Source organism: Hymenobacter sp. UYAg731 (assembly GCF_054061335.1).
The window spans coordinates 13,171-38,284 of record NZ_JBSSEC010000005.1; the positions used below are offsets into that span (position 1 = coordinate 13,171).

The 25,114-nt window shown below is 62.0% G+C and carries 21 protein-coding genes; 12 read left to right on the top strand and 9 right to left on the bottom strand.

Translation table 11 applies throughout. The features are described 5' to 3' along the window. Positions 1 to 91: 91 nt before the first annotated feature. A complete protein-coding gene (gene hemA, locus ACVWYF_RS15905; RefSeq protein WP_457069741.1) occupies positions 92 to 1,369 on the bottom strand; it encodes a glutamyl-tRNA reductase in 1,278 nt (425 codons plus the stop codon). A 184-nt stretch (positions 1,370 to 1,553) separates the two neighbouring features. Between hemA and ACVWYF_RS15910 the strand changes: the two genes are divergently transcribed. Continuing rightward, positions 1,554 to 2,021 (top strand): hypothetical protein, encoded by a 468-nt coding sequence (locus ACVWYF_RS15910; protein ID WP_457069743.1) that lies wholly within the window; start codon positions 1,554 to 1,556, stop codon positions 2,019 to 2,021. A gap of 101 nt (positions 2,022 to 2,122) precedes the next feature. After that, positions 2,123 to 2,983, top strand: coding sequence for a fumarylacetoacetate hydrolase family protein (locus ACVWYF_RS15915; protein ID WP_457069745.1), 861 nt, complete (start codon positions 2,123 to 2,125; stop codon positions 2,981 to 2,983). Between the two features lie 19 nt (positions 2,984 to 3,002). On the opposite strand, the gene kduD is transcribed toward ACVWYF_RS15915, so the two are convergent. Then, positions 3,003 to 3,773 (bottom strand): 2-dehydro-3-deoxy-D-gluconate 5-dehydrogenase KduD, encoded by a 771-nt coding sequence (kduD, locus tag ACVWYF_RS15920; protein WP_457069747.1) that lies wholly within the window; start codon positions 3,771 to 3,773, stop codon positions 3,003 to 3,005. A 266-nt stretch (positions 3,774 to 4,039) separates the two neighbouring features. Between kduD and ACVWYF_RS15925 the strand changes: the two genes are divergently transcribed. Continuing rightward, the gene (locus ACVWYF_RS15925; RefSeq protein ID WP_457069749.1) at positions 4,040 to 4,498 is read left to right on the top strand and encodes a VOC family protein; all 459 of its coding nucleotides are present in this window, start codon (positions 4,040 to 4,042) and stop codon (positions 4,496 to 4,498) included. Positions 4,499 to 4,510: 12 nt separating this feature from the next. Here ACVWYF_RS15925 and ACVWYF_RS15930 read toward each other — a convergent pair whose 3' ends face one another. After that, a complete protein-coding gene (locus ACVWYF_RS15930) occupies positions 4,511 to 5,974 on the bottom strand; it encodes a Gfo/Idh/MocA family protein (RefSeq protein ID WP_457069751.1) in 1,464 nt (487 codons plus the stop codon). A 324-nt stretch (positions 5,975 to 6,298) separates the two neighbouring features. Here ACVWYF_RS15930 and ACVWYF_RS15935 point away from each other — a divergent pair, with 324 nt between their 5' ends. The 9 genes from ACVWYF_RS15935 to ACVWYF_RS15975 all read left to right on the top strand — a co-directional run bounded on the left by ACVWYF_RS15935 (position 6,299) and on the right by ACVWYF_RS15975 (position 15,454). Beyond that, positions 6,299 to 7,975, top strand: a complete 1,677-nt coding sequence (locus ACVWYF_RS15935) for a GMC oxidoreductase (protein WP_457069753.1) — start codon at positions 6,299 to 6,301, stop codon at positions 7,973 to 7,975. A 12-nt stretch (positions 7,976 to 7,987) separates the two neighbouring features. Then, positions 7,988 to 8,599, top strand: coding sequence for a gluconate 2-dehydrogenase subunit 3 family protein (locus ACVWYF_RS15940; RefSeq protein ID WP_457069755.1), 612 nt, complete (start codon positions 7,988 to 7,990; stop codon positions 8,597 to 8,599). Positions 8,600 to 8,755: 156 nt separating this feature from the next. Then, positions 8,756 to 10,006 (top strand): nucleoside permease, encoded by a 1,251-nt coding sequence (locus ACVWYF_RS15945; RefSeq protein WP_457069757.1) that lies wholly within the window; start codon positions 8,756 to 8,758, stop codon positions 10,004 to 10,006. Between the two features lie 111 nt (positions 10,007 to 10,117). After that, complete coding sequence (locus tag ACVWYF_RS15950) at positions 10,118 to 11,269, top strand: Gfo/Idh/MocA family protein (RefSeq protein ID WP_457069759.1); 1,152 nt, start codon at positions 10,118 to 10,120, stop codon at positions 11,267 to 11,269. A 7-nt stretch (positions 11,270 to 11,276) separates the two neighbouring features. Beyond that, entirely contained in the window at positions 11,277 to 12,329 is a 1,053-nt protein-coding gene (locus tag ACVWYF_RS15955) for a sugar phosphate isomerase/epimerase family protein (protein WP_457069761.1), read from the top strand. 13 nt (positions 12,330 to 12,342) lie between these two features. Beyond that, on the top strand, positions 12,343 to 12,816 hold the full coding sequence (locus ACVWYF_RS15960; protein ID WP_457069763.1) for a c-type cytochrome: 474 nt from the start codon (positions 12,343 to 12,345) through the stop codon (positions 12,814 to 12,816). An 11-nt stretch (positions 12,817 to 12,827) separates the two neighbouring features. After that, positions 12,828 to 13,715, top strand: a complete 888-nt coding sequence (locus ACVWYF_RS15965) for a hydroxypyruvate isomerase family protein (protein ID WP_457069765.1) — start codon at positions 12,828 to 12,830, stop codon at positions 13,713 to 13,715. A 72-nt stretch (positions 13,716 to 13,787) separates the two neighbouring features. Beyond that, a complete protein-coding gene (locus ACVWYF_RS15970; protein WP_457069767.1) occupies positions 13,788 to 14,627 on the top strand; it encodes a sugar phosphate isomerase/epimerase family protein in 840 nt (279 codons plus the stop codon). Between the two features lie 35 nt (positions 14,628 to 14,662). After that, positions 14,663 to 15,454, top strand: a complete 792-nt coding sequence (locus tag ACVWYF_RS15975) for a 3-keto-disaccharide hydrolase (RefSeq protein ID WP_457069769.1) — start codon at positions 14,663 to 14,665, stop codon at positions 15,452 to 15,454. Between the two features lie 173 nt (positions 15,455 to 15,627). On the opposite strand, the gene ACVWYF_RS15980 is transcribed toward ACVWYF_RS15975, so the two are convergent. From ACVWYF_RS15980 to ACVWYF_RS16005, 6 genes are all read right to left on the bottom strand, one after another. Further along, the gene (locus tag ACVWYF_RS15980; protein ID WP_457069771.1) at positions 15,628 to 16,521 is read right to left on the bottom strand and encodes a sugar phosphate isomerase/epimerase family protein; all 894 of its coding nucleotides are present in this window, start codon (positions 16,519 to 16,521) and stop codon (positions 15,628 to 15,630) included. Between the two features lie 82 nt (positions 16,522 to 16,603). After that, on the bottom strand, positions 16,604 to 17,947 hold the full coding sequence (locus tag ACVWYF_RS15985; RefSeq protein ID WP_457069773.1) for a gluconate:H+ symporter: 1,344 nt from the start codon (positions 17,945 to 17,947) through the stop codon (positions 16,604 to 16,606). 51 nt (positions 17,948 to 17,998) lie between these two features. After that, positions 17,999 to 21,202 (bottom strand): cyclic nucleotide-binding domain-containing protein, encoded by a 3,204-nt coding sequence (locus ACVWYF_RS15990; protein WP_457069775.1) that lies wholly within the window; start codon positions 21,200 to 21,202, stop codon positions 17,999 to 18,001. Between the two features lie 55 nt (positions 21,203 to 21,257). Further along, entirely contained in the window at positions 21,258 to 22,238 is a 981-nt protein-coding gene (locus ACVWYF_RS15995; RefSeq protein ID WP_457069777.1) for a YitT family protein, read from the bottom strand. A gap of 183 nt (positions 22,239 to 22,421) precedes the next feature. Then, positions 22,422 to 24,611 carry an ATP-binding protein gene (locus ACVWYF_RS16000; protein WP_457069779.1) on the bottom strand — a complete coding sequence of 730 codons (2,190 nt, stop codon included), beginning with the start codon at positions 24,609 to 24,611 and terminating at the stop codon, positions 22,422 to 22,424. Positions 24,612 to 24,695: 84 nt separating this feature from the next. After that, positions 24,696 to 24,926 (bottom strand): hypothetical protein, encoded by a 231-nt coding sequence (locus tag ACVWYF_RS16005; RefSeq protein ID WP_457069781.1) that lies wholly within the window; start codon positions 24,924 to 24,926, stop codon positions 24,696 to 24,698. Positions 24,927 to 25,114 lie beyond the last annotated feature (188 nt).

A 25,114-nucleotide genomic window follows, 5' to 3' on the forward strand; every position in this document is an offset into this window, starting at 1 on the left:
TGCATTCCTGCGCCGCGAATGAGCCCAGCCAGCCGGAAACATGACGTTTGTCAGGCCGGGGTCGGGCCGTCATGCTGAGCGCAGGCCCCGCTCAATCCGGTAGCAGAACAGGCTGACGCTCCAGGTCGAACAACTCACTCAGCACCTCCACCAGCTGGCCGGGCTCGCCCCGCTTACAGGCTGCTTTGAGCTGTAGCACGGGCTGCTTGAGCACCTTTTGCATCAGCGACTTCGTGATTTCATCCAGCAAGCCAGCTTCGGCGGGGCTCATCCGCTTGCCGTAGCGCTTCATTTCTTCCTGCCGCAGCTGCTCCAGCGCATTTTTCAGCTTCTGGATGGTGGGCGAAACTTCCATTTCTTCGCTCCAATCCTGCAACCCGGCCATGCTTTCGGCAATGATGGCCCGCACCTGCGGCACGGCGGCCAGCCGCCGCTCCAGGGCCGCCGAAGCTTTGCTCTGGATGGCATCAAGGGGATAAAGCAGTACGCCGGGCACGGTTTCCACCTCGGCCGCAACGCTACGGGGCACCGACAGGTCCACCAGGAACTTGTGGCTGAGGACGGCCTGGTTTTCGAGCAGCGGCAGGGTGATGAGGGGCACGGGCGCTGCCACCGAGCAGACCACGACATCAGCCTCCCGAATACCGCGGGCTAAATCAGCCAAATCCAGCACCTCCAAGCCGCACTCAGCGGCCAGAACCTCAGCTTTACCCCGCGTCCGGTTGCAGAGGATGACGTGCGCAAACCGGTCGCTGGCCCCAAAATGCCGGGCCACGTCTGCCCCAAAGGCACCCGCGCCCACCAGCAGCACCCGGGGGCTGGCCAGGTGCGCCGTCAGGTCCTCCACCAGTTGCAGGGCGGCGTAGGAAACCGACGCCGCGCCGTCGCAGAAACCCGTTTCCTGGCGCACCCGCTTGTGGGTGAAAAACACCGTGTGGAGCAGCCGGTGCAGAAACGGCCCGGCCGCGTCCGCCTCCGCCGACCATTGGTAGGCCTGCTTCACTTGGTGGCCGATTTGCTGGTCGCCAACCACCTGCGCGTCCAGGCCCATGGCCACCTCAAACAGGTGCCGCACCGCAGCCGAAGCGCTGCTGATGTTGGTGCAACAAGCGCTTACCGAGGCCTTGTCGGGCAGATTTTTCAGCCGGGCCAGCTCGCCGATGATGGCGGCGCTTTGGTCCCGGATGTCGCTGTAATACACTTCCGTGCGGTTGCAGGTGCTCAGCACCAGCACATCGGCCAGTCCCAACTCCTGGCTGACGACGAGCAGCAGGGCGCGGCAGGCGGGTTCGTCCAGGGCCAGCAGCTCCCGAATGGCGCGCGGCGCGTGCCGGTGGGTGAGGCTGACAACTTTAAAGCGCTGATTCATGCGAGGAACAAGGAGAAAGGAAGCGGCCCGGCGACTACTTATGGGAGAAACGGCCACCGACAAAGGTCCGTTTTGCCCAAGGCGCGAAGCATGATGCAAGTCACCTGTCCGCCTGATAAGCGTCATGGTGGGCCGCGCCGGATAGGGCCACCTTTGCCATTGCGCTAAATTGTTCGCGCCCGCTATGAAACCCCTTTTCTTACTCTGCGCGGCCTTCTTGCTGGCGGCCAGGGCCGGCCACGCCCAGCTCATCACCCCCGACCTGGTGCCGCCGCTGGCCTTCGTGGCCCTGCAACAGCATTATCCGCTCGCCACCCAGGTGCAGTGGAAAAAGACGCAGGGACTGTACCAGGTCAGTTTTAGCCAAGGCGCAGGCCAGCAATTCGTTCGGTTTACCGCTGATGGCGACGTCGAAGCCACGGGCACGCCCCTGCTCCTGAGCGCCCTGCCGGCCAGCGTGCGCCACACGCTAACCGCGCACTACCCGAGCCGGCAAGTGTGCCAGGCCGCCAGATTCGTGAATGCCCGTACGGCGGCCATCACCTACGAAACCGCGACCTGCGAAAGCAACCTCAGCCGCACGTTAGTCTTCACGGCCGATGGCCTCAAACAGCGGCGAGCCAGCGTGAGGCAGGGGGAAGCAGGCCGCTGATTCAATGGCGGGCTTTGAGCCGCAAAAGCACACTGAAAAAGGTCGTTAATTTTCTCCTTCAGTGTGGCGTTATTGCGGCGTTCATTCTCCATCTCTCCCCAATGAAACTAATCCGCTACGGCCAGCCCGGCCACGAGAAGCCAGGCGTCATCATCCAGGACCAGCAATTCGACATTTCGGCCTTCGGCGAAGATTACAACGAAGCCTTTTTCGCCACCAACGGCCTGCAACGGCTCATAGAATTTCTGGCGGCAAACGAAGGCCGGCTCGTGCCCATCGCCGCAGGCGAGCGCCTCGGCCCGCCCGTGGCCCGGCCCTCCAAAATCCTGTGCATCGGCCTGAACTACGCCGACCACGCCCGCGAAACCGGCGCCACGCCCCCACCCGAGCCGGTCCTGTTCATGAAGTCGACTACGGCCTACGTGGGGCCGAACGACGACCTCATCATCCCCAAAAACTCGGCAAAAACCGACTGGGAAGTGGAGCTGGCCGTGGTCATCGGCAAGCGCGCTTCTTATATCGAAGAGGCCGACGCCCACGAATACATTGCCGGCTACGCGCTGCATAATGACGTATCGGAGCGCGAGTTCCAGCTGGAGCGCAGCGGTACCTGGGACAAGGGCAAGGGCTGCGACACGTTCGCGCCGGTTGGTCCGTTTATGGCCACTCCCGATGAAATCGGGGACGTGGACAACCTGCGCCTCTGGCTTTCGGTGAACGGCCGGATGATGCAGGATGGTACCACTGCCAACCTCATTTTCAAGATTCCCTTCCTGATTTCCTACCTCAGCCAGTTCATGACGCTGCTGCCCGGCGACATCATCTCGACCGGGACGCCCGCCGGCGTAGGCCTGGGCCTGAAGCCGCCCGTGTACCTGCGCCCCGGCGACGTGGTGGAGCTGGGCATCGACGGCCTGGGCTCCTCGCGCCAGGAGGTAAAGGCCTATTCAGCAATTTCCTGAGCCATAAAAACTCCGCCTATTATCGTCCCATCCAGCCGCCGTCCACGGTGAGGATGGTGCCGTGTACATAGTCGGAAGCGGCCGAGGCCAGGAACACGGTGGGGCCTTTGAAATCATCCGGAGTGCCCCAGCGGCCGGCCGGAATGCGGCCCAGAATGGTCTGGCTGCGCTCCTCGTCCTGGCGCAGGGCGGTGGTGTTGTCGGTTGCGATGTAGCCGGGCGCGATGGCATTCACGTTCACGCCCCGGCCGGCCCACTCGTTGGCCAGCGCCTTCACCAGGCTGCCCAGGGCACCCTTGCTGGCCGCGTAGCCGGGCACGTTGAGGCCGCCCTGAAAGGTGAGCAGGGAGGCTGTGAAAATGATTTTGCCACTCCCCTGCCGCAGCATCTGGCCACCAATAGCGCGGGCCAGCCGGAACGGCGCATCGAGGTTGATGGCCAGCACGTCGTCCCAGTCCTGGTCGGAATGCTCGGCGGCGGGAGCGCGGCGGATGGTGCCGGCGTTGTTGATGAGGATGTCGATGCGCGGAAAGTCCTGCTGCACCCGCGCGATGAAGACATCGGTGGCGGCGCGCTGGCTGAAATCGGCCTGGTAGGCGTGGAAGGTGCGGCCCAGCGCCCGCACCAGGCGGCCGGTGTCACCACCATTGGCCGCCAGCGTGGCCGATACGCCGATGATGTCGGCCCCGGCCTCGGCCAACCCAAGGGCCATGCCCTGGCCAATACCTCTGTTACAGCCAGTTACCAGCGCGATTTTGCCGGTCAGGCGGAAGGCGGAATTACTACTCATACAGGAAGGGCGGGCTGGCTGAAAAATGCGACGGCCCAAAAGTAGCGCCGCCCGCCCGGCGCACTGTATCGCCCCCTCCTGCATGTTGATAGCGCTGATTCCCCCGCAATGGGTAAGCCAAACAGATTCGGCCTTCCCGCCAACTTACACTCAGCACGGCAAGCACCTGCAAACCAGAAAAATGGGGCACTGGCAGCTCGGATTTTAATTGCACCTTGCGGCAGCTTTCACCGGCCTGATTCTGCAGCCAAAATCCTTCTTAAACCATGAAAAAACTGCTTTTCAGCGGCTCATTTGGGCTGCTAGTAGCGCTGAGCAGCGCGGGGCCTGCCTTCGCCCAAAGCACGCCGGCGGTCAGCCACGTCGCGCTCTACGTTTTCGACCTACAGAAAAGCGTGGATTTCTACGGCAAGGTGCTGGAATTGCAGCAGATTCCGGAGCCTTTTAAGGACGGCCGGCACGTCTGGTTTCGGATGGGGCCGCACAGCCAGCTGCACATCATTCAGGGCGCGGCCAAAGTAGAGCCACACGATAAGAACCTGCACCTGGCCTTCAGCGTGAAAGACCTGAAAAAATTCACCGCCCACCTCGACCAGCTCGCCACCACCTACGGCAGTTGGGCCGGCCTGGCCAAGGAATCGACGGCCCGCCCCGATGGCGTGAAGCAGGTGTATTTGCAGGACCCGGATAATTATTGGGTGGAGGTGAATGACGACCCGTTCTAAGCCGCTCTGCACCTACCAGCCGGGCCGGTAGGTGCGCTTCACAAACTGGTTGGCCTCCTCGAAGTTGGTGACGCGTAGCTGCTGCGGGTCCCAGAGCAGCTCGATGCCGCGGCCGGGATAGTCGAAGCCCGCGCCGGTGGTTTTTGGGCGCTGGATGTCGTAGCCGCGAATGGCGAGGTTGGCCATAAGCAGGGCTTCGGTGAGCGGGCCGGCCAGTTCGAAAGGCGAGCTGACGGCCTTGTTGCCATAGCCGGCCAGGCAGGCTTCGACCCACTGGGCGTAGTGGCCATTGGCCCCTTCGGGCACGCGGGCCAGGGTAGGTTTTACGTGGACTTCCTGGGTGCGGGCGGTGGGCAGCAGGCGCGGGTCGGCGGAGTAGGTGCTGGCCATCATCTTGCCCTTCTGGCCGATGAACAGGATGCCGTTGCCGCCGTCGCCAAACTTCTCGTTGGGGCCGAGCTCCTCGGGCCGCTCGGGCTGGATGCCGCCGTCCATCCAGTGCATAATGACTTCGTGTTTGGTCTTGCTGGTTTTGGGGAAGGTGAGCGTGACGTGGCTGGAGGGCGGGCAGCTCTCGGGGAAATAGCCGCGCTTGAACTCGTCGACATACACGCTGCCCACGCTGGCCTGCACCGCGGTGGCGTAGCCCAGGCCCAGCACTCGGAACGGCGCTTCCATGAGGTGGCAGCCCATGTCGCCGAGCGCGCCGGTGCCGTACTCCCACCACCCGCGCCAGTTGAAGGGCACCAGCTTATCGACGTAGGGCCGCTGGGGCGCGGTGCCCAGCCACAGGTCCCAGTCCAGCTCCTTGGGCACGCCGGCTCCGGGCGCGGGCCAAGCAATGCCTTGGGGCCATACCGGCCGGTCGGTCCAGCAATACACGGTATGTACCTCGCCGATGAGGTGGGCGTCGTACCATTCCTGGAGCTGGCGCACGCCGTCGCCGGATGCGCCCTGGTTGCCCATCTGGGTCACCACCTTGTAACGTTTGGCAGCCTCGGTGAGGGCGCGGGCTTCATAAATGTCGTGGGTGAGGGGCTTTTGCACGTAAACGTGCTTGCCCATCTGCATGGCCGCCAAGGTGATAACGGCGTGGTTGTGGTCGGGCGTGGATACCGAGACGGCATCAAAATTCTTGCCTTCCTTATCGAGCAGCTGCCGCCAGTCCTTGTAATACTTGGCCTGCGGGAACGCCTGCACCGAGCGGGCGGCGCGGCGGTCGTCCACATCGCACAGGTAGCCAATGCGGACCTTGCCGGTTTTGGAGAAAGCGGCCAGGTCGCTTTCGCCCTTGCCGCCCACGCCCACGCCGGCCACCACCAGCTGGTCGCTGGGCGCGGTGTAACCCCGGCCGCCCAGCACGAAGCGCGGCACAATCATGAACACGGCGGCCGCAGCGGCCCCCTGCTTGAGAAATTCGCGCCGCGACGGGGCTTCAGGAAGGTCATTCAACGGCGCTTCAGGCAGCTTGCTCATAGGTAGTTAGTGGAAAGTGGCAGCCAGAGAGAAAACCCAAAGGCCATTCGGGATATTCAATCAAGCTGTTGACAACAAGCTATTTGCATTATTGCAAAATCCAATCCGGTAATGGGTTACATTACTACTTCGGCACCTTGGTAAGTGGGTGGACACTCATCCTTAGCAATATTATGTAAATTATTGGCCATGTAGTGGTTGGCCGGCAACAAATTATTTTATATTTGCTCGCACTGCGTGGCTCCTACTGCTCGCCGGCTGCCGCCAGCAGATGGTACTTCGATTGATTCCTTTCTCAATTCCCACATCATTTGCTAGCGTAACATGGAAAAAAATACGTACGATGCCATTGTCATCGGGTCGGGTATCTCGGGGGGCTGGGCCGCGAAGGAGCTGACGGAGAAGGGCCTCAAGACCATCATGTTGGAGCGGGGCCGCAACGTGGAGCACATCAAAGACTACGTGAACGCCAACAAGGCCCCGTGGGAATACGAGCACCGGGGCGGCAAAACCCAGCAGATGATTGCCGACTACCCGGTGCTGAAACGCGACTACACCCTGAACGAAACCAACCTGAGCTACTGGGCCAGCGACAAGGACAGCCCGTATGTGGAAATCAAGCCCTTCGACTGGTTTCGGGGCTACCAGGTGGGCGGCCGCTCGCTGATGTGGGGCCGTCAGTCGTACCGCTGGAGCGACTTCGACTTTGAGGCCAACGCCAAGGACGGCATCGCCGTGGACTGGCCCGTGCGCTACAAGGAAATGGCTCCGTGGTACAGCTACGTGGAGAAATTTGCCGGCATCAGCGGCTCGAAAGAAGGGCTGCCGCAGCTGCCCGACGGCGAGTTTATGCCGCCCATGGAGATGAACGTGGTGGAAAAAGACGTGGCCGCTCGCATCAAGAAGCACTACGCGCACCGGCGCATGGTCATCGGACGTACCGCCAACATCACGGTGCCGCACCACAACCGCGTGAACTGCCAGTACCGCAACAAATGCTGGCTGGGCTGCCAGTTCGGGGCGTATTTCAGCACCCAGTCCTCCACGCTACCGGCGGCCGTGGCCACCGGCAACCTCACGCTGCGGCCGTTTTCCATCGTCACCAAAATCCTCTACGATAAGGACACCAAGCGGGCCAAGGGCGTGGAGGTGCTCGACGCCGAAACCAACCAGACCATTGAATACTACGCCAAGGTCATCTTCCTCAACGCCTCGGCCCTGAACTCGGCCTGGGTGCTGATGAACTCGGCCACCGACGTGTGGCCCGGCGGCCTGGGCAGCAGCAGCGGCGAGCTAGGCCACAACCTGATGGACCACCACTTCCGGGCCGGCGCGCACGGCGACGTGGAAGGCTTCGAGGACAAATACGTGTACGGCCGCCGCGCCAATGGCATTTATATCCCCCGCTACCGCAACCTGTTCGGCGACAAGCGCGACTACATTCGTGGCTTCGGCTACCAGGGCAGCGCCGGCCGCGAGGGCTGGAGCCGCGAGATTCCGGAAATGAGCATCGGCGGCGATTTCAAGGATGCCCTCACCGAGCCCGGCAAATGGACGATGGGCATTACCGGCTTCGGCGAAACCCTGCCCTACCACGACAACCAGATTACCCTCGACAAAACCAAGAAGGACAAGTGGGGCCTGCCTGTGCTAGCCATTGATGCCAGCATCCGCGACAACGAGCAGAAGATGCGGATTGACATGATGGCCGATGCCCAGGAAATGCTGGAAAAAGCGGGCCTGAAGAACGTGAAGACCTACAACAACGGCTACAACCTGGGCGGCGGCATCCACGAAATGGGTACCGCCCGCATGGGCCGCGACCCCAAAACGTCGGTCCTCAACGCCCACAACCAGGTCTGGGACGCGCTGAACGTGTACGTGACCGACGGCGCCGCCATGACCTCGGCCGCCTGCCAAAACCCCTCGCTGACCTACATGGCCCTCACGGCCCGCGCCGTGGACCACGCCGTGAGCGAGCTCAAAAAGCAAAATATCTAACCGCCCCCCATCATGGATAGAAGAGACGCCCTGGCCCGCGTGGCCATCATCATGGGTGGCACCGTTATCGGAGCCGATTTTTTCCTAACCAGCTGCTCATCGCCGGCTAAAAAGGACGAAAAAACCACCGCCGGCAATACGCCGGTGGCGAAGGAAACGAAGCCGTTGCTTGATGCCAATCAGGTCAGCTTCCTCGACGAAGTAGGCGAGACCATCTTGCCCGCTACCCAAACGCCGGGGGCCAAAGCCGCCCAGGTAGGCAGCTTCATGGCCGTGATGGTGCGCGACTGCTACACACCCGCCGACCAGAAAATCTTCCTCAACGGCCTCACCAAGCTCGACCAGGACTGCAAAACCAAAAACGGCAAAGGCTTCCTGGCCTGCGACCCGGCTCAGCGCACCGCCTTCCTCACCGCCCTCGATGCCGAGCAGAAAGCTTTCACCCAAAACAAGCAAAAAGACGACCCCGCGCACTATTTCCGCATGATGAAGGAGCTCACGCTGCTGGGGTTCTTCACCTCGGAAGTGGGTGCGACGAAGGCATTGCGCTATCTGCCCGTACCCGGCCGCTACGATGGCAACGTGCCGTATAAAAAGGGCGATAAGGCCTGGGCGACTAGCTGATTTATCGTATCATGTCGAACGTCATGCAGAGCGCAGCGAAGCATCTTTACCGTGCAACTAATCAAATTACTATCGCGGTAAAGATGCTTCGCTGCGCTCTGCATGACATTTCGTTCACCCATTCAGTCTTTCCGCATTCCCCATCCCTCCCCGCCTATGACGCCTGCCATCCGCTTTAAGCTGTCCCTGATGATGTTCCTGGAATTCTTCATTTGGGGGGCCTGGTTCGTGACGTTGGGCACTTACCTGCTGCACAACCTGCACACCACCGGCACGCAGGTGGGCAGCGCGTTTCTCACGCAGTCGGTGGGGGCCATCGTGGCCCCGTTCATCATCGGGCTGATTGCGGACCGGTTCTTTTCGGCCCAAAAAATCCTGGGCGTGCTGCACCTGACGGGCGCGGTGTTGCTGTGGCTGGCCTCGCGGGCGGGCGATTTTTCGGCCTTCTACCCCTACGTGCTCCTGTACATGATTGTGTACATGCCCACGCTGGCGCTGGTGAACTCCATTTCCTTCCGCCAGATGCAGAACCCGCAAAAGGAATTTGCCTCGATTCGGGTGCTGGGCACGCTGGGCTGGATTATCGCCGGCATTACCATTGGCTGGCTGGACTGGGAGCAGAGTGGCAACCTCGGCCTCACGTTTCAGATGGCGGCCGGGGCCTCGGCCCTACTCGGGGTATTCAGCTTCACGCTGCCGCCCACGCCGCCCATCAAAAAGGCCGGCCCCGCCACTATGGGCGAGATAATGGGACTGGAAGCCATTGGGTTGCTGAAGAACCGCTCGTACCTAATTTTCTTCCTGGCATCGGTGGCTATCTGCGTACCGCTGTCGTTCTACTACGGCTTTACTAACCCGTTTTTGAATGAGACGGGCATGAAATCGGCCGCCGGTATTCAGAGCCTGGGGCAGGTTTCGGAAGTGCTATTTATGCTGCTGATTCCGGTGTTTTTCGTGCGTTTGGGCGTGAAGAAGATGCTGGCCATTGGCATGCTGGCCTGGGTGGTGCGGTATATTTTCTTCGCCTACGGCAACGGCGATTCGACCTACTGGATGCTAATTGCGGGCATTGTGCTGCACGGCATCTGCTACGACTTCTTCTTCGTGACGGGCCAGATATATACCGATAACTTGGCTGGCGAGCAGTCGAAAAGCGCGGCCCAGGGCTTCATCACACTGGCCACTTACGGGGTGGGCATGCTTATTGGCTCCCTCCTGTCGGGCCAGATTGTGGATGCCCATAAAACCACCGGCGACCTCCACGACTGGCACACCATCTGGCTGATTCCGGCCGGAATTGCGGCCGTGGTGCTGGCCGTGTTCGTGCTACTGTTTAAGGACCAGAATGCCCCCGTGCCGGCCGAGGGAATCAGCTACGCGGAGGCGAATGCTCGATTAGAGGTGTAGAGACGCATATTTGCGTCTTATCGTTGAACGGACATGACGTGCCACGTTCATTATTTCTGCCCTAACGACAAGACGCAAATATGCGTCTCTACACTCCGAACCACTTAATCTATGAAACTACGACTGGGCATGATTGGCGGCGGGCAGGGCGCGTTCATCGGCGGGATTCACCGCATCGCGGCCGCTCTCGATGGCTTGTATGAGCTCACCGCCGGCGCGTTCAGCAGCGACGCGGACAAGTCACGGGCCACGGGCGTGCTCTTGGGCCTCGCGCCGAACCGCGTGTATGGCTCTTTTGAGGACCTGATTACGCAGGAAAAGCAACGGCCCGAAGCCGAGCGCGTGCAGGTCGTGGCCATTGTCACGCCAAATCACCTGCATTTCGAGCCGGCCAAGCTGGCGCTGGAAAACGGCTTCCACGTCATCCTCGACAAGCCAATGACTTTCTCGCTGGCCGAAGCCAAACAGCTGAAAGAAATAGCCACTGCCAGCGGCCGGAAACTCTGCCTGACCCACACCTACACCGGCTACCCGATGGTGAAGGAAGCCCGGCAACTCATCGCGAATAACGCCTTCGGTCCCATCCGCAAAGCCTACGTAGAATATCCGCAGGGCTGGCTCAGTGCGTTTGAGGAAGGCACTGATAACAAGCAGGCCGCGTGGCGCACCGACCCCGCCCGCAGCGGCATTGCTGGGGCGATGGGTGACATCGGCACCCACGCGTTCAACCTGTTGGAATACGTGACGGGCCTGCAAGTTGAAAAGCTCTGCGCCGATATTAACACCGTGGTGCCGGGCCGCCGGCTCGATGATGACGGGGCCGTGTTGCTCCGGTTATCCAACAGCGCGAGCGGCGTACTGGTGGCCACCCAAGTAGCGGCTGGCGAGGAAAATAACGTCCGCATTCGCGCGTATGGCGACAAGGGCGGACTGGAATGGCAGCAGGTGGATGCCAACACGCTGCAAGTGAAGTGGCTGGATAAACCCACCGAGATTCATCGGGCGGGCACGGGCTACGTCAGCTCCTTTGCGCGGCACAACAGCCGCACCCCCGCCGGCCATCCCGAGGGCTACCTCGAAGCCTTCGCCAACATCTACCGCAACTTCGCCCTGACCTTGCAAGCCGAAATAGCCGGCCAGACCGCCGCGCCCGAAGCCCTTGACTTTCCGGGGCTGGATGAAGGCATCCGGGGCATGGCTTTCATCGAAAACGTCGTTGCTTCGGGCCAATCCGACACCAAATGGACCGAATTCACCATCTGACCCGCCCATGACGACCATCCAGGGACCCGCTATTTTTCTGGCCCAATTCATTGGCGATGAAGCCCCGTTCAACAGTCTGGCCGGCATCTGCGCCTGGGCCAAAGGCCTGGGCTACAAGGGCGTGCAATTGCCCACCAACGACCCGCGTTTTATCGACCTGCAAAAAGCCGCCGAAAGCCAGACCTACGCCGACGAAATCCGAGGTGTGGTGAACGCCGCCGGACTGGAAATCACCGAATTATCAACCCATTTGCAGGGCCAGCTGGTAGCGGTGAACCCGGTCTACGACCAACTCTTCGACGGTTTCGCCCCGGAAGCCTACCGCAACAACCCCAAAGCCCGCCAGCAATGGGCCGTGCAGCAGCTCAAGTACGCCGCCAAAGCCTCCCAAAACCTGGGGTTGAAGGCGCACGCTACGTTCAGCGGGGCGCTACTGTGGCCCATGGTGTACCCCTGGCCGCAGCGACCGGCCGGGCTAGTAGCGGATGGTTTTGCCGAGCTGGGCCGCCTCTGGCTGCCCATTCTGAACGAGTTTGATACCTGCGGCGTGAATTTGTGCTACGAAATCCATCCCGGCGAGGACCTGCACGACGGCGTGACCTTCGAGTTGTTTCTGGACCAGGTGCAGCAGCACCCGCGCGCCTGCCTGCTCTACGACCCTTCCCACTTCGTGCTGCAATGCCTTGATTATCTGGCGTACATCGACATCTACCACGAGCGGATTAAGATGTTCCACGTAAAGGATGCTGAGTTTAATCCCACCGGGCGACAGGGCGTGTACGGCGGCTACCAGCCCTGGCTGAACCGGGCCGGCCGCTTCCGCTCGCTGGGCGACGGGCAGGTCGATTTCAAGGCTATTTTCAGCAAGCTGGCCCAGTACGATTTTCCCGGCTGGGCCGTGCTGGAGTGGGAATGCGCCCTCAAAAACGCCGAAGACGGGGCCCGCGAAGGTGCCCCGTTTATCAACGACCACATCATTAGGGTCACGGAGAAAGCCTTCGATGACTTCGCCGCCACGGCCCCCAATCCTACCCTCAACCATTCCCTACTCGGAATCTAACCACCGCTTTGCCATGAAAAAGACTGCCTTATTCCTCAGCCTCTGCGCCCTGCTGGCCGCCTGCGATTCGGGCTACAAAAAAGACGGCCCCGATGAGGTGAGCCAACAAGCGGCTTCGTCGGCGGAGCTCAAGAGCGACAGCACGACCGGCCGGAACGTGGCCGCCGTGGCCGAACAGCCCCAGGTTGACACCAGCGTCTCGAAAATTGGTACCGGCCACAGTGGCGGCCTGCTGGCCAGCGGCGCCAAGCTGATAGCCGCCTCGGACTGCGCCAGCTGCCACAAGGAAAAGGAGAAGCTGGTGGGGCCATCCTACGCCGATGTAGCCCAGAAATACCCGTCTAATGAGCAAAATATCAGTATGTTGGCCGGTAAAATCATTCAGGGTGGCGCGGGTAACTGGGGAGCCGTGCCCATGACGCCGCACCCCGGCGTTACGGAAGCCGACGCCCGGGAAATGGTGAAATACATTCTGACGCTGAAATAATTACGTCTGTCATGGCCTCGCCTCCCACCCGCCGCACGGCGCTCAAAAACATTCTGGCGGGCACGGCGGCGGTTGGGGCTGCCGGTGTCCTCGGCGCTTGTGCGCCCGCCGAAAACACGCTGGAACCGCTCGCTTTAAAAAACAACATCAACCATTCGGTGTGCCGCTGGTGCTACAACGATTTGACGCTCGACCAACTGTGCGCGGCGGCCAAAAGTATTGGCATCAAGGGCATTGATTTGGTGGGACCGAAAGACTGGCCCACGCTGAAAAAGTACGGCCTGGATTCGCCAATGTGCAACGGGGCCGAAATCAACCTGACCGATGGTTTCAACGACCCACAGTTTCATTCCACGCTGCAAAAGAACTACGCCGAGATGATTCCGCAGGTGGCGGCGGCGGGCTATAAGAACCTGATTTGCTTCAGCGGGAGCCGGCGGGGCAAGGACGATGCCACCGGCTGGGCCAAATGCGTGCAGGGCCTGACGCCCCTGCTGGCGCTGGCCGCTAAGCACAAGGTGGTGCTGGTGATGGAGCTACTGAATAGCAAAATCGACCACAAGGACTACCAGTGCGACCGTACCGCCTGGGGCGTCGAACTAGCCAAAAAGCTGGGCTCGGAGCATTTCAAGCTACTTTTTGACATTTACCACATGCAGATTGACGAGGGCGATGTCATCCGCAACCTCACTGATAACCACGCCTATATTGCGCACTACCACACCGGCGGCGTGCCCGGCCGCCACGAAATCGACGAGACCCAGGAGCTATATTACCCGGCCATTATGCGGGCCATCGTAGCCACCGGTTTCAAGGGCTACGTGGCGCAGGAATTCATCCCTAAGCTGCCCGATAAAATTGCCTCTCTGCGCAAAGCCGTGCAGCTGTGCGACGTTTAAGAATCTGGTTTTAACACCTTTTTTAGTTCGCACATGGAAATTCAACGTCGAAGTTTTCTCAGGCAGGCCGGCTTGTTATCCGCCCTTGCAATGGTGCGGCCGGGGCAGCTGTTTGCCCGGCCGGCGGCCCTGAAAGTGGGCTTGCAGCTCTACACCTTGCGTGAATACATCGGCAAGGACGTGCCGGGGGTGCTGGCCAAGGTGGCGCGAGCCGGCTACGGCGAGGTGGAAACCTACGGCTATAGCCCGCAAATCCACTTCTGGGGCCTTGCGCCGAAGGAATTTAAGGCGGTGCTCGCGGGCAACGGCCTCACCACTTCCAGCGGGCATTATGAAATGAACGGTTTTATGCGTGACGGCAACGCGGAAGCGTTGAAGGCCTATCTGGAAGCTGCCGCTATTTGTGGCCAAACCTATATCGTGGTCCCGCACCTGGATGAGCAGCTGCGCAAAACGCCCGATGATTTCAAGGCCATTGCCAACCGGCTAAACCAGGCGGGCACGCTGTGTAAAGCGGCCGGGCTGAAACTGGCGTATCACAACCACGACTTCGAATTTAAGACCATCGGCGGCACTTCGCTGTACGACGTGCTGCTGCGCGAAACCACGCCCGCGCTGGTCGATTTCGAGCTGGATTTGTACTGGGTGGTACGCGCCGGAAAGGACCCGTTGAAGCTGATGGAGGCTCATCCGGGACGCTTCGCTATGTGGCACGTCAAGGATATGGACAAGGTTCAGCCGGAGCACAACACCGAAATCGGGGCGGGCAGTATCGACTTCAAAACCATTTTCCAGCACGCGAGAACGGCCGGCCTGCAACACCTTTTTATGGAGCAGGAATACTTCGCCATCGACGCCTACCAAAGCATTACCCAAAGCGCGGCCTACATCAGAAACAAGCTGCTTTCGTAACCGAAAACTACCCCCGGATTTAACCCCCTCGCCCCATGAAAACACGCCTTTTGCTCACCACCCTGCTGGCCGCGAGCCTGGGCACTGCCCACGCCCAACAAACCGCCAAGCCTGAGGATACGGAAGTGTATGAGCCCGTGCCCAACGTGGTGACGCCCGGCCGAGCCCCCGGCGATGCGCCCTCCGATGCGCTGGTGCTGTTCGATGGCAAAAACCTGGACCAGTGGGTGCTCACCAGCGACCACAAAGTGCCAGCCAACTGGACGGTGGCGGGTGGAATAATGACGGTGAAAAAGGACGTAGGCAACATCGAAACCAAGCGCAGCTTCGGCAACTACCAGCTGCACCTGGAGTGGCGCATTCCGGCCAACATCAGCGGCACGGGGCAGGCCCGGGGCAACAGCGGCGTGTTTCTGGCCTCCACGGGCAACGGCGACCTGGGCTACGAGCTGCAAATCGTGGACGCGTACCAGAACAAAACCTACGTGAACGGCATGGCCGGGAGCCTCTACAAACAGGCCATCCCGCTGGCCAACCCCGCCCGCAAGCCGGGCGAATGGCAAACCTACGACGTGGTGTGGACGGCTCCGGTGTTTGGCGCGGGCGGCGCACTGGTGACGCCGGCCTACGCCACCGTATTTTTCAACGGCGTACTGGTGCAGGACCACACCGCCCTCACCGGCCCCACGCAGTACATTGGTAAGGCTTCGTACCAGGCCGCGCACGGCCCGCTGCCCATCAAGCTCCAGGCCCACGGCGACAAGAGCGAGCCGCTGAGCTACCGTAATATCTGGATTCGGGAGCTGCCGATGGCGGCAGTGAAGTAGGGCATTAAATTTCCAAAGAAAACGAAAAAGGAACGTCATGCTGAGCGCAGCCGAAGCATCTCGCGTGGGGTAGTAAATCAATCGCTAGACGAAAGAATTACCATTGCCCGCGAGATGCTTCGGCTGCGCTCAGCATGACGTTCCTTCTTTTGGTCCGGTCCTTCTCCCCCGTTCTACACCAGGTTTGTCTTGATGTAAGCCAGGCTTTTAGCGGCGCTATCGAAGGGCGAGCCGGGTGTGATGTCCTGCTCCACGAAGAAGTATTGCAGGCCGGCTTCGTTGGCGCGGGCGAAGATTTTCTTGAAATCGATGCTACCGTTGCCCACTTCCGTGAAGGAGTGCGGCGCAGCCTTGTCCATGTCCTTGACGTGCCACAGCGGGAAGCGGCCGGGGTGCCGCTTGAACAATTCCAATGGGTCGTGGCCGGCTTTGGTGGCCCAGTAGAGGTCGAGCTCCATTTTTACCAGCTTGGGGTCGGTGGCGAGGAGCAGGTCGTAGGGCAGCTTGCCATCCTGGGCCACGAACTCGAAGTCGTGGTTGTGGTAGCAGAGTTGAATACCGGCTTTCTGGCAGCGCTCGCCGGCTTTGTTGAGCTGGTCGGCGATGTATTTGTAGTGGTCGAGGTTGCCGCGCTCGGCCTCCGATAGGTAGGCGCACACCATGTATTTCACGCCAGCGGCGGCGGCATCATCCACGGCGCGGTCCCACTCGTGGAGCATGGTGCCCAGGGCCGGCGCGCCGTTCATCGCCTCCTCGCCGAGGCGGTAGTGGCTGCTGGGCATTATCAGGCCGTTTTGTTTGAGCAGGGCAGCGAAGGCCTGGGGCGTCATCCCATAGAACTTCTGAGTGCCGGTGTAAGTCGCGCCCTCCAGCGAGTTGTAGCCCATTTTGGCCAGCTGCGCCAGGGTGCCGGCGGGGTCCTTGGCCATGGCGTCGCGCACGGTGTAGAGCTGCAGGCCGATGTACTTTTTATTGTAGCCCTTATCGCGGGCCAGCAGGGCCGGTGATACCAGCAAGCCGGCCGAAAGAAGCGCGGCCGAAGTCAGGAAATTTCTGCGGGAATTCATAGAGCGACGTGGGTGGGTTGAAGGATGAGTTTGGATGGAGCCAAGATAGGGATTAGCAATTACTTGCGGGCAATTCAAAACATCATAATCGTGCCAGAACGGGGGCCGCCAGCGGCAAGGCCCAATCGAGCACCAATACGCCTAGCAGCCCCATCACTGACACGATGGTTTCCATGGCCGACCACGAGCGCAGCGTATCCCGAATCGAGAGGTTGAAATACTGCTTAAATAGCCAGAACCCGCTGTCATTCAGATGCGAAAACAGCAGGCTACCCGCCCCAATGGCCAGCACCATCAAATTAGGGTTGACGGCTGAATGGGCCATGGTGGGCAGCAGCACGCCGGCCGCCGTGAGGCCCGCCACCGTGGCCGAGCCCAGGCACACCCGGATAATACCGGCCAGCAGCCAGCCCAGCACCAGCGGCGGCAGGCCGGTACCGTGCAGGCCGGCGGCAATGGCCAGCCCGGCCCCGCTTTGCACCAGCACTTCCTTCAGCGCCCCGGCCCCGCCAATGATGAGCAGTAACAACGCCACGTCGCGCAGGGCCTCGCCGTAGGTTTCCATCACGGCGGCGGTGCTTTTGCCTTGGCGGCGGCCCAGGCTGAACGTGGCCACGCCCACCGATAGCAGCATTACCACGCCGGGGTCGGCGAGAAAGGCCAGGGCGGGCGCAAGCGGGCCGCCGGGCGGCAGCCCCGCCTGCAACACCAGCACCGCCGCTAGAAGCAGCACCGGCAGCAGCGACGACAGAAAGCTATTGAGTGTGCCCGGCAGGGCGCTTTCGTCCCGCGCCTCGCTCCTAAACCCCGCCGGCGGCACCGACACGATGCCCCGCAGCGTGCGCGCATACAGCGGCCCGGCCAGCACCACGGCCGGCACCGCCACCAACAGCCCGTAGCCGAACGTGAGTCCCACATTGGCGTGGAACAGCGCCACCAGCGCCGTGGGAGCCGGGTGCGGCGGCAGGAAGCCGTGCAGTACGGAGAGCGACGCCAGCATGGGCAGGCCCACGTACACGGCCGGCAGCCGGTACTGATATACCACCGAAAATATCAGCGGGATAACCAGCAGAAAGCCCACGTTGTAGAACAGCGGAATGCCGATGATGAAGCCGGTGACCATCATCGTCCACTGAATATTTTTCGGACCGAAGGCCTGCATCAGTACGGTGGCGATGCGCTGGGCCGCGCCGCTTTCGGCCACCAGCTTGCCCAGCATGGCCCCCAATACCACCACCAGCACCACCGAGCCCAGGGTGTCGCCGAGGCCTTTTTGCACGGCGGCCAGCACCTGCGCGGGGGGCAGCCCCAGCGCCAGCCCCGCCGGAATGGTGACCAGCAAAAACGCCAGAAACGCGTTGACTTTGCCCCAGCTGCTGAGGACGATAAGCGCCAGCACGGCCAGCACAATGATGAGGAGCGTCATACCGCAAGGTAGCCCGCCGGATGACATTAAGCGCACCCATTAGGCGACGAATTACCCTGCTACCGGCTGCGGAGGCTGCATCCGCTCATTCTGGCGGCGCAGGCGCTGGCAGAGCACCTTCAGGATGTTGCGGGTGACTTCGGGGCAATCCTCCATCACGTCGTAGAAATCTTCTTGGTCGATGCGGAACGCCATGGCCGGCCCCACCGCCACGGCCGAAGCCGAGCGGGCTTCGGCATCGAGCAGGGCCAGCTCGCCAAAGAAGTCGCCACCACGGAAGGTGGTAAGCTGGCGCGGGCCATCGAAAATCCCGATTTCGCCTTCGCTCACGATGAACAGCGAAGTACCCAGGCTGCCTTTGCCGAAGATTTCCTGCCCCGCTTCAAACGTCACTTCCCGCATAATGGGCTCGATGTTGCCGAGGATATTTTCGGGCGTATTGGCAAACAGGGCCGTGCCTTTGAGGATGAGGACCCGGTCGCGGGCCGAGGTGCGGGGGGTAGTGGTCGGTGGATTCATGGCGAGGAAGGCGACGGCGGGATGCGTGAGAAGGAGTTGGTCGTAGGCGGCCGGGCGCAGCACGGGCAGTTGCTGAAGCACGGCCAGGGCACTTTCCTGCACCAGGAGGCTGGTGGCTTGTAAATGGGGCACCAGGTAGGCCACGGTGGCGGGCTGGGGGTGCCACTGCCGCAGGGCCACGCTAATCGACCAGGCCGTGAACGCCTCCGCGCCCCGGCGCACGACGGTGGTTTGCATGGTTTCGGCCGTGGTGACGGGCCCGAGCAGCGCATCCATCACTTCGGCGCGCTGGCTCAGGCGGCCCGTTTCCAGCATGGCTTGCAGGCCCGCGAACAGCGGGAGCGGAATCATGTTTTCCAGGATTTCGAGGGCGCTGGCCTGGGTTTCGCCGGTGGCGTGAATGGCGCTGTGCTGCGCTTCCAGCAGCGGGGGCCGCTCATACACCTGCAGTAGCAGGCCAAACAGGCGCTGCGTGCAGCGGCGCAGCTCCTGCCGAAGGGCGGCCCGCAGCTCGGAGTTGCCGGCGTGCATGCCGTGCAAAAAATGCTGCGCCAGGCGCATCTCCTCTTCTATCAATTGCTGAAAGAGCGGGGCATCGTTGGGCATCGTGGCAAAGTTTTCGAGCGCCCGCAGCGCGGCCGCCCGTGCCTGCAGGTTGGAGCCGCCGGCTACTTCCAGCAGCACTTGCCGGGCAGCGGGCGTAGCCATCCGGGCGCACACCTGGGCCAGGGCCTGGACGCGGCGATGGTCGGTTTCCTGCACCAAGGCGGGTTTGAGCAGCGGCAGCACGCCCGCACCAATGCGAACCAGGCCGGCCTGGGCCGATTTCTGTACCTTTTTAATGCACAGAAAGCTCATCATCAGGCTTATCATATCGGGACCCGGCACTTCGGCCACGGCCCGCACGGCGGCTTGCACCAGGGCCGGGTCGGCGCTGTGCAGGCAGGTGGTAATGGCCTGCTCCTGCTGCTGGGGGGTGAGCAGGGCAATGAGCCCCAATGCCGCGTGCCGGGCACTGGTTTCGGTCGAAGCGGCCACGGCGGCCAGGCTGGCCAGGGCCGCGCCATCGGTGGGGTGCGCGCCCAGCCGGCCCCGGATAGCGCCCTGGCGCACGGCCCAGTCGGAGTGCAGCAGCAGGTCGTCGGCCGACGGGTGGGGGGCGGCCAGGCAGCTGGCCATTTCGCGCAGGGCGGGGTCGGGGTCCTCTAGGGCCAGCTGCCGTAGGCGTGGCAGCGCCACCTGAATGCCTAGCAGCCGCAGCGCCCGGTGGCGGATGCGGTTGCTGGGGTGCGTCAGCAGCAGCTCGGCCTGTTCGAGCAGGGCGGTGGCTTCTAGCTGGTGCAAATGCTCGATGGCCTGCAACACCATTTCCACGCTGGAATCGGCCTCGGCCGAACGCCTGGCCGGCGGTTCACCATCATTGCTAACCAGCTCATTGCCGGCCATGACGTGCATGTGCAGGCTCGTCTTCAGGGCCTCCAGGTAGTGCCAAAGCATATACCGCAGCAGCACTGCTACCCCAATTATCAGGGCCGCCATCCACCCAAAGGGCAGCCAGGCGCTTAGCGCCGGAAACGGCTGGGCCGCCAGCAGCAGCAGGCCGCCCAGCCCCACGCCCACCGGCTCATAAATCCCCTTCACTACGCTGCGCCCCGCCAGGTGCTCGGGCGGCGGCAACCGGTGGAACAGCACCAGAAAAACCGGCTCGAACAACGCGCGGCGGCATATTTCCAGCCCCAGGAAAAGCCCGCTGAAGTAAACCAGCTGGCCATACGGCCCCACGGGCAACGCCCGCCACACCCAGAACAGCAAGATACTGGCAAGCACCATGATTGGCAGCAGCAGCAGCGTCCGGCGCACCCCCACCCACTGCAGGCCGCGCCGCGCAAAGAGCAGCCGGCCCGCCGCCGCCAGCAGATACGCCAGCGCCAGCACCCCGCCCAAGTACTGCATCATATCTGCCGGCCCGGGCAAAAAATTTCGGACACTGAGCAAAAAAACATATTCCACCCCCACGGCTATCGCGGCCACTGCGCTGACGCTCAGCCCCATCACCCGTACCAATGCTCCCGGCCCCAGCAGCTGCCGGATGAGCGGCAGGGTGTGCGCAGCCAGCGGCACGGGACCCAAGTGCGGCAAGCCGGTTATGCGCCGGAAAGCCGCCTGCTGCAGCAGCGCCGCCAGCACGTACGCACTCAACGCCATGATTAGCAGCATCGAAATCGCATGGGCGGCGGGCACGAAAATGGCCAGCGCCGCCCCCACGGCTTTGGCCGGCAGCTCGCCGGAGCTCACCACCCCGAATAGCCGCCGCCCCTGCCGCCCGTTGAATAGGGTGGCCGACATGCTCCAGGCCTCCAAATTGGTGAGCAGGTACAGCAGGCGGTAGCCCGTCATGATGGCCACGGCCGTGGCTACCGACGGCGCGGGCCGCCAGGCCAGCGCCAGCCCCAGGGCAATGGCCACCACCGCCAGCAGCGCCCGCACGGCCAGCTTCGGCCCCAGCCAGCGCCGCTCCAGGTAGGCATACAGGCTGCCGGTCAGCCCCATAGCTACCGCGCCCACGCAATAGGCCACGGGCAAGCTGGCCGCCGGCTGCCGGGCCAGCAGCAGCGCGGTAGCCGCCAGGTACACCAGCACGGTGCCGAAGCTGAGTAGGGAATTATGGGCAAAGAGCAGCCACACCGACGTGCTTTCGTGCGGACGAACTCCCAGAAACCGGTACCATCTTTCCATGATATTCCTGCTGATTGGCCCCGCCGCCCGGCGGCCGGCCCTCCCCACGAAACGGTTAGTGCAAGGCCCGTTTTTTAATCAGGCCGCCCTTCATGTCGCTCACGCACTGCGAGACGATGAAGGCATTGGGGTCGATTTTGTGAATCTCATCCGTTAGGCTGACCACCTCCAAGCGGGTCACGACCGTGAAAATGGCCTCCACTTTCAAATGCTGGTGCCCGTGGGTGCCAAAACCCTGGGTGCATTCGTACACGGTGGCCCCCCGGTGGAGCTTATCGGTTATCATGCGCCGGATTTCGGTGCTGTGAAACGAGATGATGGTCAGGCCGGTGTATTCCTCGATGCCCACGAGCACAAAATCCACGGTACGGGCCGCCGCCAGGTAGGCCAGAATGGAATACAGCGCCGTTTCTATCGACAGCAGCCAGGCCGCCACCGAGAAGATAATTACATTAATAATCAGCACGATATCCCCAATGGAAGCCGGCAGCCGGCGCGTGAGGTACAGGGCCAGGATTTCGGTACCGTCCAGCACACCGCCGCCGCGCATGGCCAGCCCCACCCCGGCCCCCAGAAAGAAGCCCCCGAACACGGCAATCAGCAGCTTATCCTGCGTGAGGGGCGGAAACGACACCACCAGCAAGGCCCCCGACAGCGCCAGAATGGTGAGCAGGGTTTTGAGGGCGAACTTCTGCCCCACTTGGTAATACCCCAGCACGATGAACGGAATGTTAATCAGCACGATGAGCGCCGATAGCGAAATTCCGGTCAATTGGCTCACCAGCAACGATATCCCCGTCACGCCGCCATCAATGAAGCCGTTCGGAAGCAGGAAGCATTTCAGCCCCAGGGCGGCCGAAAAAACCCCGCCGGCCAGCAGCACGCCTTGCATCAGCATGGCCCCCACCTGGTGCTGCGCCAAAAACCGGGACAAGCCCGTGCCCGCCTGCACCAGCACTTTCGGGGGCGGGGGTGCCGGCTGGCGGGCAAGCTTCCGGTTCCGGAAACGAGAAGGCGGCAATTTTTCGAGCAACATATTAGTCATCAGGTTTTAGCCTTGCACCATCACCATTTTCCGGGGTCAGCACCAGCTGCTTTCTGATTAGCGAAGCAGGTGGCATTTCCTCCACGGCATTTATTTTGGCTGGATTAAGTGGTTAGCCAATGTTCAGTTTAAACAAGCAATTTTTTAAATATATTCAATAAATACTATATAAAATCAGGCTATTGCCCTTTCCACAATTTCCTCAACGGCAACGGGCAGGCTGATAGTGAATTGACAGTACTCTCCTTCCTGGCTTTCCACGCTCAGCGCCCCCCCGTGGCCCTTGGTAATGACGTCGTAGCTCAGCGATAAGCCCAGGCCGGTGCCTTCGCCGGCAGGCTTGGTGGTGAAGAAGGGCTGGAATATTTTCTCCCGCACCGCCAGCGGAATGCCGGCCCCGTTGTCGCGCACCCGAATCTCGACGGCATGGTCCGTTTGGCGGGTTTGCACCTGCACTTCCGGGCGGTAGGAAGCATCGGCGTGCTTATTTTTCTCGGTCACCGCATAGAAGGCATTGGTCAGCAGGTTCATTAACACCCGGTTAAGGTCCTGGGCCACGGCGGGCACGGGCCGGAGGCGGGGGTCAAAATCGGTGGTGAGCGTGGCACTGAAGTCCTTGTTGCGGGCGCACCAGCCGTGGTAGGCCAGGCGCAGGCTGTCCTCGGCCAGGGCATTGAGGTCGGTGGCCTGGCGGGTCCCGCTGCTCGGGTGCGAGTGCTCCAGCATGCGCTTCACGATGCGGTCGGCGCGGGCCCCGTGCTCCCGAATCTTCACCTGGTTCAGGGTCAGGTCCTCAAGCAGTTGAGTAACATGTTCCCGGCCCCCGGTCGAGAGGTGCTCCCCGGCCAGCTCCTCTCCCAGCTCGGCCAGCAGCTCCACGTTCAGGTCCGAAAAGTTGGTCACGAAATTCAGCGGGTTCTGGATTTCGTGGGCCACACCGGCCGTCATTTCGCCCAGCGAAGCCATTTTCTCGCGCTGCACCAGCTGGGTTTGGGTGGTCTGCAGCTCGGTCAGGGTGCGGTTCAACTCGTCGCGGTGGGCGGCAATCTGGGTATTCTTCTCATTCAGGTGGCGGTTGGCCCGCTGCTTGAGGTAGATGTTGCGCCACAACAGCCCCGCCAGCAGCAGCACGCCGGCCAGGCCCGCCAGCAACGCCTTGAGCTGTAGGCGCTGCCGGGCCGCCTTCTGGGCCTGGAGCTGCCGGGTTTTGGTGAGCAGGTCAATCTGGGCTTGCTTGCTGGTCAGCTCATAGTCGTAGCGCAGGCGGCTGGTGCGGCGGCGCGTGTCCTCGCCCGAGAGCGTGTCGTTGTAGGCCAGGTGCAGGTTGCGGAAGTAATAGGCCTGCGCAAAGTCGTGGCGCTGGGCGTAGGCCTGGGCCAGGATGTCGCTGGCATTGCGAATGTTCTCGTTGCTGCGCGCCTGCTGGCTGAGCCGCAGGCCGTGCCGGGCCAGGGCCACCGCGCTATCGGTCTGGTGCGCCAGCAGGTAGGCGCGGGCCAACATCAGTTCCACGGCGGGCAGGTTATAGTCGTCGTGGGTGGCGCGCACCAGCTGCTGGGCGCGCAGCCCGTGGGCCAGCGCCGCCGCCTGGTTGCCTTGCAGGCCATACACTTCGGCCAGGCTGGTTTCGCTGCCGGTTTCGCCGATGGCATCGCCGAGCTGCCGGCTCAGGGCCAGCGCCTGCTGGTAGTAGGACAGGGCCTGGGGCCATTTTTTCAGCATCTGAAACGAGTTGCCCAGGCCGTTTAGCGCCAGCAGGGTCACTTGCTGGTCGTGGGTGCGCTGGCCGCCGGCCAAGGCTATCTGCAACACAGGCAGGGCTTCGTCGTAGCTGCCCATTTTGTAGTAGATATCGCCCAGCGTGGCTTGCAGGCGGATTTTTGTTTGCAAGTCGCCCGCCTGCCCGGCCAGGCGCAGGCCGTTGAGGGCCGAGGCCAGGGCCGGCACCGGGTTGCCCTGAAGCATATCAATCAGGCTCAGTTGAAGCCAGGCGCGGCCCTGCCCCTGCCGGTCACGCCGCCGCACAAACAGCACCTGCGCCTGCCGGGCGAAGCGGCGGGCCAGCGCGAAATCGTTGTGGCGGCGGTGCAGGGTGCTCAGCCGCAGCAAGGCTTGGCCCTCACCCACCGAGTCGCGCAGCTGCCGGGCCAGGCCCAGCGCCTCCTGGCTCAGCCGGATAGCACGCGGGATATCCACCGTGCTCCATTCCTGCGCGGCTCGCAGCAGCTGGCGTACGTAGGCGGTATCGGGGCGGGGCGGCCGGGATAGCGCCGGGTGCGGAGGTGGGGCATGGGGCACCTGCCCAGCCACCGGTAGAGTGTACACTGTCAGGCTCATGCACAGCAGAATCATGAAAAGCTTCATGCCGATGAGCGCAAAAAAATCAGGTTATTGCCGGGTTCAGCCGCACGGGCTGCAACCGGCCGGACAACTGCTTGGGCAACAAAATCAGATGTTCGGGTTGTGAATCACGCCCGCAATCACCTCGCCGCTGTCGCGGAGCGCGCTGGTTTCGATGAGGTGTAGCTCATAATCCTGGTCGATGGCCCGAAAGACGACCACCGGCGGATACTGGGAGTAGTCAGGGGCCGTACCCAGCCGCTGGGTGTGCGCCTCGACGGTTTCGTTCCAGCTATCCTGGGAAACAACTTTTTCTTCGATGGTGGGATGGGGTTTCATGGCCGCAGGGGTTAGCGGTGAATATTATTCAATTCCGTATTGTAAATATAATAAATAATATATTAAATTGTTTTGACTGTGTTGCGCTTCGAAATAGCATATCTCAGGTTCCGGGGCCTGGCTCTCCCGGGGAAATCTTCCAAGACTGGCTTTATCAGGACGGACCGGGCGGTAAGCCACGCCAATAA